Raw genomic sequence first — 14,019 nt, 5'->3', positions numbered from 1 at the left:
GCGACTCTCAGTCAGGCCGTCCCCGAAAGCAGGGCGGCTCGCTCAGCCCGGCAGTGACTCGACGACACCGGTAGTGCGACAAGAACTCTGCCCTTGTCACACCCCACGGTCCACCAGTGAGGCTCAGGCGAGGTCCAGGCGGTCCACGACCAGGTCGGCGATGGCCAGCGACGCCGTCGCGGCGGGCGACGGGGCGTTGCGGATGCACAGCACCCCGCCGATCCTGCTGAACCGGAAGTCCTCCACGAGGGAGCCGTCGGGGTCCATGGCCTGCGCCCGCACCCCGGCGCCGGCGGACACGACGTCGGCGTCGGTGATGCCGGGCACGTAGCGCCGCGCCCGGGCCACGAACGCATGCCTGCTGACCGATCCCACGACCTCGTGCAGCCCGGTCGCCAGGTTGGCCCGCGCGAACCGCCTGAAGCCGCTCGAGGTCGCGAGCGCTCGCACGACCTCGAGGTCCACGTCGCGACGGCGGTAGCCCTCCCGTGCCGTGGCGAGCACCGCGTTCGGTCCGAGCAGCACGTCGCCGCCGACCGTGCGGGTCAGGTGGACCCCGAGGAAGGGGTAGCGCGGGTCGGGAACGGGATAGACCAGGCCCCGCACGAGGTGCGTCGCAGACGGGGCGAGCCGGTGGTACTCGCCACGGAAGGGCACGATCGCGGGGCTCGGCCCGTCGCCGGCGAGGACGGCGAGCCGGTCGGCGTGCAGCCCTCCCGCGACGACGACCCGGTCGGCACGCAGCCGGCGCCCGTCCGCCGCGCGCACCTCGACCTGCCCGTCCTGACCACCGTCCTGGTCGAGCCCGGTCACCTCGAAGCCGGTCAGGACCTGCGCCCCGCGGTCGCTGGCGTCCTCGAGCATCGCCGCGGCGACACGGGAGAAATCGGTGATCGCGGTCGTGGGGGAGTGCAGCGCCGCCAGACCCACGGTGTGCGGCTCCACCTCGCGCAGGGCGTCCGGTCCAAGCCAGCGCAGGCCGGGGACGCCGTTCGCCCTGGCCCGGGCCTCGATGCCGCGCAATCGCTCGACCTCCACCGGATCGAGGGCGACGACGACCTTGCCGACCTCCTCGTAGGGCAGCCCGCGTTCGCGGCAGTAGGCCCGGAGCCGCCGGACCCCCTCTCTGGAGAGAGTGGCCTTGGCCGAGCCGGGCGCGTAGTAGATGCCGGCGTGCACCACGCCGCTGTTGCGGGACGTCTGGTGCCGTGCGGGCGCCGACTCCTTCTCGACGACGGTCACGTCGGGGCGCGGGTCGGACAGCGTGAGGCGGCGGGCCACCGCCGACCCGACGATCCCGCCACCCACGACGACGACGTGCGGCCGCGTCACCCTGCTGCCGCGCGAGCGGCCTCGTCAGCCGCCTCGACGTCCGCGTCGGTGGGCGTGAGGACGTGGGCGGCATACGGCTCCGGGTGCCTGCGGAGGTAGACCTTGATGTAGGGGCACAGGGCCACGATGCGGCGCCCGGAGGCGACCGTCGAGCTCAGCGCGAACTCGGCGAGCCGACCTGCCAGACCACGCCCCTCGTACTCCGGGTGCACCTCGGTGTGGAAGAACACGACCCGATCGGCGTCGGCGGGCCCGCCGTCACCCGGGCCCCGCACCACCGCGTAGCTGGCGATGCCGATGACCCGCTCGCCGTCGAGCAGCTCGAACCGGCTCCGTCCGGGGTTGTCGACCACCTCGATGGCCGCTGCCGAGTCGTCGGTCCCGTCGGTCCCGTCGTCCACGCCGTCACCCGTGCGCTCCGTCATGGCCCCAGCATGGCAGGGTGAGGTCATGGCGAAGTACTTCGACGTCCACCCGGTGGACCCCCAGCCTCGCGCGATCGGTCAGGCGGTCGAGATCCTTCGGACCGGCGGCCTCATCGCCTACCCGACCGACTCGTGCTTCGCCCTCGGCTGCTCGCTCGACAACCCCGAGGGAAAGGAGCGCATCCTGCGCATCCGCCACCTCGACGACAAGCACCACTTCACCCTCGTGTGCTCGGACTTCGCGCAGCTGGGCCAGTTCGTGCACCTCGACAACTCGGTGTTCCGGGCCATCAAGGCGGCGACCCCCGGCCCCTACACGTTCATCCTGCCGGCGACCAAGGAGGTGCCGCGACGCCTGCTGCACGCGAAGAAGAAGACCGTGGGCGTCCGCATCCCCGAGCACCCGGTCGTGCGCGAGCTGCTCAAGGCGATGGGTGAGCCCATCCTGTCGAGCACCCTGCTGCTGCCCGACGACGACGAGCCGATGACCGAGGGCTGGGAGATCAAGGACCGCCTCGACCACGTCATCGACGCCGTCATCGACTCGGGGGAGTGCGGCCTCGAGCCCACGACCGTCGTGGACTGGTCCGACGGTTACCCGGTCGTCACCCGCGTCGGCGCGGGCGACCCGACCCCCTTCGAGTGAGCCGCCGCGCCGTCGCCCCCACTGTCGCGCCGAGGCGCGGTGCTGTTCAATCGGGCCATGAGCCATGGCGCCCGTGACGTGCCCACTGCCGAGTCGCCGGCGGGCGACTCCCTGGGCTCGCTGCTGACCGGTCTCGACGAGGCGGACCGCGAGACGCTGGAGCTGCGGCTCGAGCGCTGGTCCGACGACCTCCTGGCCGCGCTGCGGGTGCTCTACCCCGAGCAGGACGTCTCCGCCATCGCCCAGCGGCTCGTGGGGCGCGCCGTCTCGGCCTACTCCGAGCGACCTCCGGAGCTGCGCCGCCTCGACCAGCGACGCCTGCTGCGCCCGGACTGGCTGCAGCAGCCCGGGATGTTCGGGTACGCCTGCTACACAGAGCGTTTCGGCGAGGACCTGAAGGGGCTCGGCGGCCGGCTCGACCACCTGCGCGACCTCGGGGTCACCTACCTGCACCTCATGCCGCTGCTGCTGCCCCGCGACGGCGACAACGACGGCGGCTACGCGGTGCAGGACTACCGCACCGTGCGTCCCGACCTCGGCGATGTCGACGACCTGCGCGACCTCGCGACCACGCTGCGGGCCGACGGGATCTCCCTCGTTCTCGACCTCGTCCTCAACCACGTGGCGCGCGAGCACGAGTGGGCGCGGCGCGCCCGGGCGGGGGAGTCGCACTACCGCGACTACTTCCACGTCTATCCCGACCGGGTCATGCCCGACGCCTACGAGCGCACGCTGCCCGAGGTGTTCCCCGACTTCGCCCCCGGCAACTTCACGTGGGACGACGAGCTGGACGGCTGGGTCTGGACGACCTTCAACGAGTGGCAGTGGGACGTCAACTGGGCCAACCCCGACGTGCTCGTCGAGTACGCCGACATCGTGCTCTACCTCGCGAACCTCGGTGTCGAGGTGCTTCGGCTCGACGCGATCGCCTTCACCTGGAAGCGCCTCGGCACGAACTGCCAGAACCAACCGGAGGTGCACGCGGTCACGCAGGCCCTGCGCACCGTGGCGCGCATCGCCTGCCCGGCCCTCGCGTTCAAGGCAGAGGCCATCGTCGGGCCCCGCGACCTCGTGCAGTACCTCGGACAGGGCGAGCACGCCGGCCGGGTGAGCGACATCGCCTACCACAACAGCCTCATGGTCCAGGTGTGGTCGATGCTGGCGACGGGCAGCACCGGACTGACCAAGCAGGCCCTGACGGCCCTGCCGCCGACGCCACCCAGTGGTACGTGGATCTGCTACGTGCGCTGCCACGACGACATCGGGTGGGCCATCGACGACGCCGACGCGGCGGCTGCGGGCCTCGACGGCTACGCCCATCGCCGCTTCCTCTCCGACTGGTACGCCGGTGACCAGCCGGGGTCGTGGGCGCACGGGCTCGTCTTCCAGCACAACCCGGCGACGGGCGACAAACGCATCAGTGGCACGGCCGCGGCGCTCACGGGACTGTCCGACGCGGAGCGTCGCGGCGACGCCGGCGGGGTCGGCCAGGGCCTGGCACGCCTCTTCCTGGCCCACGCCGTCGTGGCCGGCTGGGGCGGCATACCGGTGGTGTGGAGCGGTGACGAGCTGGGCATGCCGAACGACCCCCACTGGGCCGACGAGCCCGGCCACGAGGACGACAACCGCTGGGCGCACCGGGAGCGCATCGACTGGGCACTCGCGTCGCACCGGGGCGACCTGGCGACGACGGCGGGCAAGGTGTTCCAGGGACTGCGACACCTCGCGACGGTGCGCCGCAGCCTTCCGCAGCTGCACGCCTCGGCGCAGACCCGGGTGGTCCTCGAGACGAGTGACGGCGTGCTGGCCGTCGTGCGCACGCACCCGAGCGGCTCCATGGTCTGCGTCTACAACGTGACGGGGCACTGGCAGACGGTCCCGGTGCGGCTCTTCGCGGACGCCGGCATCGTGCACCCGCACGACGCGCTGGGCGGGCACCCGGTCTTCGGCGACGCGGCCGGGCAGGCGTCACTGAGCCCGTATGCCGCCTGGTGGGTCGTCGAGGCACCGGTCGAGGTGTCGCGGGCCTGAGCCGCCGCGACTCCTTGGTAAAGGTTGTGCGATAACCTTTACCAAGGAGGTGGACAACGCATGGTGCTGACCTGGCCGGCGCTCGAGTCGCGAACGGTCTCGTGGCGTCCAGTCGAAGGGCTGCTCGAGCTGTCCCGCCGCGCCCAGCGAGCCGCCCCCCGCAGCTACGCGGCGGCGGTCGTGCCACCCATCGCCGCGGCCCGACTGGTGCTCGACGGAGACCTCGCAGCCGACCTCGACGAGGCCACCCGCCTGCTCGCGGCCTTCGACGCCGGGGGAGCGGGCGAGATCGCACCCTTCGCCTCGGTGCTGCTCCGCTCCGAGAGCGCCGCCAGCTCGCAGATCGAGAACCTCACGTCGTCGGCCCGCGCGCTCGCGGAGGCCGAGATCGGCGAGGGCAACCGCGCCAACGCCGCCGTCATCCTCGGCAACGTGCGCACCATGCAGGCGGCTCTCGACCTCGCCGGGCGGCTCGACGAGCACGCGGTGCTCGCCATGCACCGCGCCCTCATGGCGCAGCAGACGCAGCACCCCGCCGGACGCTGGCGCGACCAGCAGGTCTGGGTCGGCGGCTCGGCGCTGCACCCCGGGGACGCGCACTACGTGCCACCGGTGGCCGACGACGTGCCCGCCCTGATGGCCGACCTCGTCGCGTTCATGGACCGCGACGACCTGCCGCCCGTGGCCCATGCCGCACTGGCCCACGCGCAGTTCGAGACGATCCACCCCTTCACCGACGGCAACGGGCGCACCGGGCGCGCACTGCTGCACTCGGTGCTGCTCCACACCGGCGTCATCCGCCGGGTCACCGTGCCGATATCGGCGGGTCTGCTCGCCATTCGCGAGGACTACGTCGACGCGCTCATGACGTACCGCCGAGGTGACGCCGAGCCGATCCTGCGCTGCGTGGCCGAAGCCGCGCGCAACGGCACCCACATCGGCGAGCGGCTCGTCGCGACGCTGCGCGAGGTCCGTGCGGATTGGGCCGAACGCCTCACTGCCAGAGCGGGATCGGCGTCCTGGTCGATGCTCGACCTCCTTCTGCGGCAGCCCGTCGTCACCGCGCGGGTCGTCATGCGCGAGCTGGAGGTCTCCGCCCCCACCGCCCAGTCGGCCCTCCAGCGGCTCGTCGACGACGGCATCCTGCTCGAGTCCACGGGCCACCGACGCAACCGCGTCTACCGCGCGCCGGCCGCCCTGAGAGCCCTCGACGCGCATGCCGCCGGGCTGGGCCGGCGCGCCCGATGACGGTGGTCATGCCGATGGGGGAGCGGCGCGCCACCTCCGCTGGACTGGCGAATAACGTTGTGCCGCAATAGAATTCGCCGGTAATCGACATTATGATGTTTGTCCGTCGAGCCCGCGGAACCTGAGATCCACCCACGCGCCGTGCGGGTGGCAGGTGCCGAGCGACACCGGTGCTCGCTCGTGCCCGTCGCGCCAGCGGCGCAGCCCGACGACGGTGCCGCCCTCGTCCACGTCGGCCGGGGGTTCGATGCCCGGAGCGCACGACGGGGGCTCAGCGGTGAGCCACGACAGCAGCGCGCAGTCGCGGGCGAGCGCACGCACCTCGGCCTCGAGGTCGGTGCGCCGCGAGCGCTCCAGATAGGTGAGCGCCCACGAGCTGAAGACCACGACGTGGGCCCCCTCGCCGGCCTGGCTGCGGGCGACCTCGACGGCTCTGCTCAGGCCGTCGACCATGTCTGCCCGCAGCACCGTCGGCTGCTGGTCACGCAGCAGGTCGCGCGCGGCTCGGAAGCGCTCGACCCTGCCGGGCACCTCCGGCCAGAGGCAGGCCTCGAGCCAGCGGACGGCGTCGTCGTCGGCAAGGTCAACGGGATCGAGGTCGACGCCCGCTCGCCCCAGCACCGAAGGCAGCTCGAGCGCCTCAGCCCTGCCGGGCGAGGCGACCCCGGACCGGTCCTGGCCCGCACAGCGGACGGTCGAGCCGGGCTCGCCCAGTACGACCGGAGGCGCCGACGGCGCGTCCGGTGAGTCCGGTGAGTCCAGTCGCACGGCATAGCGGTCGACCGCAAGCAGCAGTCCGGCGCTCGCCCCGAGCTCGACGAGTGCCAGCGGGCGGTCAGGAACGTCTCGAGACGCCGCCGCGAGGCCGAGGGTGAGGTACACCGCCCGGTTCACCTCGTTGGTCTGCGTCCCGTGCGTGGAGATCTTCTCGACCAGCTCGTCGCGGTGGTCGAGGACCGTACGCCGCACGTCGGGCCACGGGTCGCCGCTCGGTGTGCGCCCGGCTCCCGCGACGCTCGGGTACCACTTGGCTGCCGGGGTCTCCGGTAGGCGGAGCACGAGGTCGTGCAGGGCCGCCAGCCACAGCACGGGTCGCGCCTGTCCGGGTCGCGCGGCCAGGAGCAGCGACGCGAGGTCCTCGTCCTCGGTGAGGTGCCGGCAGATCGTCGCGTAGAGGGGCAGCGCCGCGTACTCGGAGCCGAACTCGGAGAACCGTCGTTGGATCCGGGCGAGCCGCTCGAGGTCGTGTCGCGCCTCGTCAGGCACCGGTGACCCCATCGAGAGACTCCCGCACGAGGTCGGCGTGGCCGTTGTGACGGGCGTACTCGCCGATGAGGTGCAGGTAGACGAACCGGAGCGAGAAGGGCTCACCACTCGCCTCGAAGACCTCGTCGAGTCCACGACCGGCGACCGCCTCGTCTGCCGCCGCCCACTCGGTCAGCAGCGCCTCGTAGTCCGCGCGGGCGGTCGCGGGGTCGATGTCGTCGAAGTCGAGATCGGCCCCGGTGCCGAAGCCGTGCAGGGCGGGGACGTCCTCGTCGGCGACCCTCTGCCGCAGCCAGATCCGCTCGACCTTGCGCAGGTGGCGCAGCAGCCCGAGCAGGCTGAGGTTCGACGGCCCGATCGTGCGCTCGGCGAGCTGCTCGGCGGTCAGTCCCGCACACTTGGACAGCAGCGTTGCGCGGTGCCAGGCGAGCATCTCCGGCAGCATCCGGGTCTCGACGGCCACGAGCGAACCGCCGGGGCGCTCGACCTCGGGGGCCGTCCACGGCGACGTGCTGTCGGCGGTGGCGGTGTGGCTCATCAGGGTCGGCCTCCATCGGCGAGCAGGCTTGTGACAGAAATGGTTTCGCGTTCGAGAAGCATGATCACCTCGTGGTGCGAGGTCTGTGGGAACATGTCGAAGAGTCGAGCCCGGCGGGCGACGTAGGAGGGCAGCCGTGCGAGGTCGCGCGCCAGGCTGTCGACGTTGCAGCTGGAGTAGGTCACGTGGTCGGCGCCCGATCGCTCGATCCAGTCGGCCAGCTCGGGCCCGATGCCGCGACGGGGCGGGTTGACGACCACCATCGAGGTGGTGCCTCCCAGCTCGGCCGGGTCGAGGGCCGACACGTCCGTCGCATCGCCGGCCCGGAACTGCACGCCGACGGCGCCGGGCGAGCTCGCGCGCAGACGCTCGGCGCTCAGCTCCGCGCTGCGCACCGCCTCGGGGGACACCTCGACGCCGAGCACGCGGCGAGGAGCGCCGCCGCGGTCGGTGGCGCAGTGGAGGGCGAAGCCGCCCACGCCGCAGTAGAGGTCGAGCACGGCAGCCGGACGCACCTCGTCGGCCCAGTCCCTGGCCTGGCGGTAGAGGCCTGCGGCGACGGCGGTGTTGGTCTGGAAGAAGCTGTTGGGTCGTAGGTTGAGGGTGACGTCGTTGACGGGCATCTCGAGCAGGCCCTGCTCGGTGAGGACGAGCTCCGTCTCGCCCTCGAGGACGGCCTTGTGCTCGGGCTGGAGGTTCACCGAGACGACACGCACTTCGGACAGGTGTTCGAGCATCCGCGGGAGGCGCGACTCGAGCAGCGCCAGGTGCTTCTTCGAGCGCAGCACGAAGCGCAGCATCACCTCACCGGTGGGGGAGAGGGTCAGGATGAGGTGCTTGAGCTCGCCGCGCCGGGCCGCGACGTCGTAGGGCTCGAGACCGATCTCGTCGACGACGTCGGCGAGCCGGGGGATCAGGCGCTGGAGCGGACCCTCGTGCAGCCCGCAGGCCCGCAGGTCGACGCCGCGCGACTTCGGGTCCAGGATCCCGAGGGTGACGGCGCCGGGACGGCCGCCGACGACGAGCTTGGCCTTGTTGCGGAACGCGGACTCGCGGCTGGCGAACGGTTCGAGCCAGGTGACATCGGGGGCGACCGGTGACAGCGCCTGTCGGCAGCGCTCGTGCTTGTCGGCGAGCTGCACGGCATACGGCACGCCCATCAGGGCGCACGAGCGGCAGCGCCCCGCGTCGAAGTAGTCGCACTGCACCGGGCAAGGCTACGGCTCGCGGCGGGACTCTACGGCCACGGGTAGACCGCCGGGGGGAGCCCTCTCGTGCGTCGAAGTGACATAATGTCGATTATCGGCGTTATGCGCTCGCGCGTGGATGCAGGGCTGGCAGCGCGGATGCGAGCCGCTGCGCCTCGTCGAGAACACCGGCAGCGACATCAGGATGGTCACGCATCCACGTCCAGCTCGTCGCGATGCGCACGAGACCCACGCTGCGGTGGAAGGCCAGCGCATGACGGCGCTCGTCGTCGTCGCGGCCAGCCTCCAGCTCGTCCAGCCCGCCCAGCTCGTCCAGCTCGGCTGCGTGCTCTCGTGCCAGCTCGTCTCCGGGCCTCCAGCTGCCGTCGCGGCCCAGCACCCGGTCCGTGGCCCACAGCCAGGCGCCGAAGTACGCCACGTCGTGGACCGGGTCGGCCATCTGGAGCCGGTCGAAGTCGATGAGCACCAGACCGTGCCCGCTGACGATGAGGTTGCGCGGAGAGAAGTCGCCGTGGTTGACGACCAGCGGATCGTCCTGCGGCATCGACAGCTCGAGACGCGCCACGACCGACTCGACGTGCGCCGCGAGCCGGCCGCCGACGGCGTCTCGCTTACGACGCAGCGACAGCAGCAACCTGGCGGCGGTCCGGCGGCGTGGCACGACGACGCCGCTGCGGTTGAGGTCGGCCAGCAGCCGCGCGACGTCGTCCAGTCGCGACAGCGTGTCGCCCAGGTTGGTGCGCGTCGCCATCTGGCGGCCGGCGACGAACGACATCCAGAGCTCGTCGCGCGACGCCTCTGCAACGGGCCGCCCGACGGGCCCCGGCATGGCCGGTGACGGCCTCGAGGCGCCGAACGGCGACGCCCAGAGGGCCTCCATGGCCGCTCGCACCTCGTCCGCCCCACCTCGGGCGTAGCGCTTGACCACCACGTCGCGCCCGTCGACGCGGCGTCGCGCCACCGTTCGCTCCGGATGGGTCGGGTTGAACACCTGTTCCACGGGGCTCAGCCTTGCCTGTCCCGAGGGCTCCCCACCATCAGACCTTCGTCCTAGTCCCCCGCACTGGTCCCCGAACTGGGCCCGCCATCTGCTCGCGTCACGGCTCCAGCCTCTCGAGCCAGCCGCCCAGCGCCGTCTCCAGCGTGGCGCGCTCGGCGGACGTCAGCCCCGACAGCATCAGCTCGTCACCGGCCATGACGTCTCCCAGGATGCGGTCGACCGCGGCGACCCCCTCCGCGGTCAGCTGCACGTGGACGGTCCGCCGGTCCGGCTCCTCGCGCACGCGCTCGACGAGACCGAGACGCTCCATGGCCTGGACGCGCTGCGTCGTGGCTCCAGCGGTGACCCGGCACCGCCGGGTCAGCTCGCCGGCCGTCAGCCGGAACGGCGCGCCGGCACGTCTCAGGGTCCCGAGGACGTCCACATGGCTCTGCTCGATGCCGTGCTCGGCCAGCACCCTGACGCGGTTCTCGGTCGCCCGTGCGGCCAGCCGCCAGAGGGGTGTCAGCACGGCGATCGACGAGACGTCGACGTCAGGCCGTTCCCGCGCCCAGGCCGCGACGATCTCACCCACCCGCTCCTCCGCGAACTCGCTCACACCTAACACTTTAGTGCTAAAACGAGACCGTTGAAAGGAGCACGTCCTCGCCGTCGCCGCGCGGGTCGGGCACACAGCCCGACCCGCGCGACAAACCCCTCCCCCGGGGCCACGACGTCTCAGCTCGTCGTCAGGGCCGTGTCGTCGATGACGAAGGACGTCTGGGCCGACGAGTCCTCGGTCGCCACGAACTTCACCGTCACGCTGCTCCCCCGGTACGCGCTGAGGTCGAACGACCGCTGCACCCACGTCGCCGATGCCCCGACGTTGCTGTAGGTCGCCAGCGTCGTGGTGACGCCGTTCCTCACGACCTGGACCTTGAGGGTGTCGTAGACGGTGCTTCCCACCTCGGCGGTGTCGAAGCGTCCCCAGAACGACAGCTGCGCCGTGGCCGCCGTCGACGGGATGGTCACGGTCTGCTGCTCGTTCTCGGACGCCGTGCTCCCGTTGCCGCCGAGCCACATCTTCCACGTGCCGCTGTGCGCGGGCCGCGACGTCGAGCTGGTGATCGGTCCGGACGTCCCGGTCCACGAGACGGCTCCCGACTCGAAGCCGGGGTTGGCGAGGAGGTTCCCACCCGCCGGCGGCGGCGTCGTGCCGTAGTCCTTGGCGGCATACGCCCACACCATGGCGCCGATGGCATCGACGTTGACGTCCAGGGCCTTGAGGTCGAGGTTCGTGTTCGTGTCGCAGGACCGGTGGTAGCACGCGTCGAAGGCCTGGCCGGCCGTGCCGCCCCACTTGCTCGCCTGTGCGCTCGTCTTCGTCGTCTCGGCGCCGCTGAAGATGCCTCCGGTGGGCAGACCGAGCGACCGGAACGCGGCGTGGTCGCTGCGGCCCTGGACGTCGATGTACTCCCAGGGGATCCCCTTGCCGTCGTAGTACTTCGTGAAGTCGTCGCGGATGCCGTTGCCCGCCGTGTTGTCGTCGTAGACGAAGTAGCCGACGTTGGGCGAGGCGATCATGTCGAAGTTCTGGTAGCTCTTGATCGCCGAGCGCTGCGCCGTGGTCAGGTTGTTGACGTAGTACTTCGAGCCGAGCAGGCCGAGCTCCTCGGCGCCCCAGAACCCGAAGCGCACGTGGTTGCGCGGCGTCTGCCCGCTGGCGGCGTACGTCAGGGCCGTCTCCAGGATGCCGGCGCTGCCGCTTCCGTTGTCGTTGATGCCGGGGCCGACCGAAACCGAGTCGAGGTGGGCGCCGAACATGACGACCGAGCTCGTGTCGCCGCCCGGCAGGTCCGCGACGAGGTTGTACGAGGTGCCCGACGACGTGCTGAACGACTGGACGGTCGTGGTGTAGCCGGCCGCGTCGAGCTTCGCCTTCACCCAGTCGACCGAGGCCTTGTAGCCGGGCCTGCCCGTGCTCCGGTTGCCGCCGTTGGCGTTCGCGATCGACTGGAGCTGGTCGAGGTGGGCCTTGGTGTTGGCCACCGAGATGTCCGGCCCCGCCGCCAGGGCCGCGGGTGGGGCGATGGTGAGGCCGGCCGTCGTGACCGCAGCGAGCACCAGCGGGGTGAGCAGGGTGCGCTTGCGCATGGATCTCCTTGGGGATGAAGGGGTGTGGGGAGGTCGAGCGAGCGAAACCCTGTCCAGCCCCCACTTCCCGGGCAATGCACCTTGCGATCCCTTGGCCACGGGTTGCCAAGTCCTGACGCCTCGCCGAGCGTCCGCTGAGTGGACGTATGCCGTCCGCTGACGCTGGATGGGCAGGGTGCGCGGCGTGTTTGCGCGGCTCGCGGTGCCGTGGCGGACGCGTTGTGGGACGGTTGCGCCATGTCGCACGCCGTCGTCAACGCCGCCCGCCCGGAGACCCGGGAGCAGCGCGCCTGGTACTGGTACGACTGGGCCAACTCGGCCTACGTCACCACCACCGCGACGGTGCTGATGAGCCCGTACCTGACGTCCGTCGCCGAGGATGCCGCGTGCCCCGGGCTCGCCGACGGGCAGGACTGCACCACGACCCTCTCGGTCCTCGGCATCCCCGTCGCGCCGGGCTCGCTCTGGTTCTTCACGGTGACGTTCACGACCATCCTCTCGGCGATCGTGCTCATCTTCATCGGGGCGATCGCCGACCGCAGCCAGCGACCCACGAGGCTCTTCGGGTCCTTCGCGTGGGTCGGCGCCGCAGCGGCCAGCCTCATGTTCTTCGTCGCGGGAACGAACTGGCAGCTCGGGGCGGCTCTCGTCGTCGTGGCGGGCATCTGCCTCGGCGCCTCGCTCGTCATCTACGACTCGATCCTCGTGCGCATCGCCAACGAGAACGAGCGCGACCGGGTCTCCTCGAAGGGGTGGGCCTTCGGCTACCTGGGCGGTGGCATCCTGCTCGCGCTCAACTTCGCGCTCGACTTCTTCCACGAGGACCTCGGCCTCGACCGGGCGCTCAGCACGCGCATCAGCATCCTGTCGGCCGGGCTCTGGTGGGCCGGCTTCACGCTCATCCCCTATCTGGGGCTGCGCCACCTCACCGGCACCGTCGAGACGCCCGTCGAGCGCTCGGCCGGCGTCGTCCGCGGGAGCGTCGCCCAGCTGCGCAGCACCTTCCGCGACCTCGCCCGCTACCCGCAGACGAAGATGTTCCTGCTCGCCTACCTCTTCTTCAACGACGGCATCCAAACCGTCATCGGCAGCTCGAGCATCTACGGGTCGAAGGAGCTCGGCTTCTCGGAGACGACCGTGCTCGGCGTCTTTCTCTTCGTGCAGTTCGTCGCCTTCTTCGGCGCCCGCCTGTTCGGGCGGGTCGCCGCGTCGATCGGCGCGTGGCGCACCGTCCTCTACGGCATCGGCCTCTGGACCCTCGTGGTCGTCTTCGCCTTCCTCGTGCCGTCGAAGTCGCTCGTCATCTTCCTCGCGCTCGCCCTGCTCATCGGCATCGTCCTCGGCGGCACGCAGGCACTGTCGCGCTCGCTCTACAGCCAGCTGATCCCCCGCGGCCGTGAGGCGGAGTACTTCAGCCTCTACCAGGCCATGGAACGCGGCACGAGCTGGTTCGGCACCCTCATCTTCGGGCTCGTCTACCAGGCCACCCTCAGCTACCGGTGGGCCATCATCGCGCTCATCATCTTCTTCGCCATCGGAGGCGTGCTGCTCTCCCGCGTGCGCATGCGTGAGGGCATCGAGCAGGCCGGCAACCCGGTCCCTGCCGTCATCTGAGACGCGCTTACAATCCGCCGGTCTGCGGGGAACAAGTCAACCGTTTCGCTCGTTCAAGCGTCTGTGAGGGTATGACACCAACGGGTGTCACAGCGGCAGAAGTCCTGGAGGGGTCCACATGGCCGATCGAGCACTACGCGGTTCCAACCTCGGCGCGAGGAGCATGGAGTCCGACGAGAACGTCGTCCCGAGTGAGCGTCAGCTCACCGTCTACGTCTGCCCTGAAGGCCACCGCACCGAGCTCCCGTTCTCCATCGAGGCCGACGTCCCCGCCACCTGGGAGTGCCGTTGCGGCCTCGACGCCAGGCTGCAGGGCGGCCCCGAGCCGGAGGCCAAGCAGGTCAAGCACCAGCGCACGCACTGGGACATGCTGCTCGAGCGCCGGTCCATCCCCGAGCTCGAGGAGCTCCTCGAGGAGCGCCTGACGCTGCTGCGCGAGTCGCGCGGCGAGAAGCCGCGCCGCCGCAAGAGCGCCTGACAGACGTACCACCGAGAAGCCCGTCCCGTTCGTGGGGGCGGGCTTCTCGCTACCCCCACTGCTCGCTACCCACCGATCGAAAGAACGCTCCGTGACGCGC

General features: G+C 71.2%; 13 protein-coding genes. 5 read left to right on the top strand and 8 right to left on the bottom strand.

The window, feature by feature from the left end; genetic code table 11:
* Positions 1 to 123: 123 nt before the first annotated feature.
* Positions 124 to 1,332, bottom strand: a complete 1,209-nt coding sequence (gene lhgO / locus ACXR8F_RS09775) for an L-2-hydroxyglutarate oxidase (protein WP_458800025.1) — start codon at positions 1,330 to 1,332, stop codon at positions 124 to 126.
* A complete protein-coding gene (locus tag ACXR8F_RS09770) occupies positions 1,329 to 1,757 on the bottom strand; it encodes a GNAT family N-acetyltransferase (protein WP_458800022.1) in 429 nt (142 codons plus the stop codon). The genes lhgO and ACXR8F_RS09770 overlap by 4 nt, the downstream gene beginning before the upstream one ends.
* A 25-nt stretch (positions 1,758 to 1,782) precedes the next feature.
* Between ACXR8F_RS09770 and ACXR8F_RS09765 the strand changes: the two genes are divergently transcribed.
* The 3 genes from ACXR8F_RS09765 to ACXR8F_RS09755 are packed head-to-tail and all read left to right on the top strand — an operon-like array spanning position 1,783 to position 5,682.
* On the top strand, positions 1,783 to 2,403 hold the full coding sequence (locus ACXR8F_RS09765; RefSeq protein ID WP_458800020.1) for an L-threonylcarbamoyladenylate synthase: 621 nt from the start codon (positions 1,783 to 1,785) through the stop codon (positions 2,401 to 2,403).
* A 57-nt stretch (positions 2,404 to 2,460) separates the two neighbouring features.
* Positions 2,461 to 4,434, top strand: coding sequence for an alpha-amylase family protein (locus tag ACXR8F_RS09760; protein ID WP_082080702.1), 1,974 nt, complete (start codon positions 2,461 to 2,463; stop codon positions 4,432 to 4,434).
* 60 nt (positions 4,435 to 4,494) lie between these two features.
* Positions 4,495 to 5,682, top strand: a complete 1,188-nt coding sequence (locus ACXR8F_RS09755) for a Fic family protein (RefSeq protein WP_458800018.1) — start codon at positions 4,495 to 4,497, stop codon at positions 5,680 to 5,682.
* A 90-nt stretch (positions 5,683 to 5,772) separates the two neighbouring features.
* Here ACXR8F_RS09755 and ACXR8F_RS09750 read toward each other — a convergent pair whose 3' ends face one another.
* The 6 genes from ACXR8F_RS09750 to ACXR8F_RS09725 all read right to left on the bottom strand — a co-directional run bounded on the left by ACXR8F_RS09750 (position 5,773) and on the right by ACXR8F_RS09725 (position 11,827).
* Positions 5,773 to 6,948 (bottom strand): DUF2332 domain-containing protein, encoded by a 1,176-nt coding sequence (locus ACXR8F_RS09750; protein ID WP_458800016.1) that lies wholly within the window; start codon positions 6,946 to 6,948, stop codon positions 5,773 to 5,775.
* Positions 6,941 to 7,486 (bottom strand): mycothiol transferase, encoded by a 546-nt coding sequence (locus ACXR8F_RS09745; protein ID WP_458800014.1) that lies wholly within the window; start codon positions 7,484 to 7,486, stop codon positions 6,941 to 6,943. The genes ACXR8F_RS09750 and ACXR8F_RS09745 overlap by 8 nt, the downstream gene beginning before the upstream one ends.
* Complete coding sequence (locus tag ACXR8F_RS09740; protein ID WP_458800012.1) at positions 7,486 to 8,694, bottom strand: methyltransferase domain-containing protein; 1,209 nt, start codon at positions 8,692 to 8,694, stop codon at positions 7,486 to 7,488. Before ACXR8F_RS09740 ends, ACXR8F_RS09745 begins: the two co-directional genes overlap by 1 nt.
* A 100-nt stretch (positions 8,695 to 8,794) precedes the next feature.
* A complete protein-coding gene (locus ACXR8F_RS09735; protein WP_458800010.1) occupies positions 8,795 to 9,694 on the bottom strand; it encodes an aminoglycoside phosphotransferase family protein in 900 nt (299 codons plus the stop codon).
* 97 nt (positions 9,695 to 9,791) lie between these two features.
* Positions 9,792 to 10,292 carry a MarR family winged helix-turn-helix transcriptional regulator gene (locus ACXR8F_RS09730; RefSeq protein WP_458800008.1) on the bottom strand — a complete coding sequence of 167 codons (501 nt, stop codon included), beginning with the start codon at positions 10,290 to 10,292 and terminating at the stop codon, positions 9,792 to 9,794.
* A gap of 119 nt (positions 10,293 to 10,411) precedes the next feature.
* Positions 10,412 to 11,827, bottom strand: coding sequence for a M28 family metallopeptidase (locus ACXR8F_RS09725; protein WP_458800006.1), 1,416 nt, complete (start codon positions 11,825 to 11,827; stop codon positions 10,412 to 10,414).
* A gap of 237 nt (positions 11,828 to 12,064) precedes the next feature.
* Here ACXR8F_RS09725 and ACXR8F_RS09720 point away from each other — a divergent pair, with 237 nt between their 5' ends.
* Together ACXR8F_RS09720 and ACXR8F_RS09715 are read left to right on the top strand one after the other, a co-directional pair.
* A complete protein-coding gene (locus ACXR8F_RS09720; RefSeq protein ID WP_458800004.1) occupies positions 12,065 to 13,441 on the top strand; it encodes an MFS transporter in 1,377 nt (458 codons plus the stop codon).
* Positions 13,442 to 13,559: 118 nt separating this feature from the next.
* Positions 13,560 to 13,919 carry an RNA polymerase-binding protein RbpA gene (locus tag ACXR8F_RS09715; RefSeq protein WP_045188037.1) on the top strand — a complete coding sequence of 120 codons (360 nt, stop codon included), beginning with the start codon at positions 13,560 to 13,562 and terminating at the stop codon, positions 13,917 to 13,919.
* Positions 13,920 to 14,019 lie beyond the last annotated feature (100 nt).

This window comes from Terrabacter sp. AAH1, assembly GCF_054456855.1.
The sequence above is the reverse complement of the archived record's forward strand: the minus strand, read 5'-3'. Positions and strand labels throughout refer to the sequence as shown.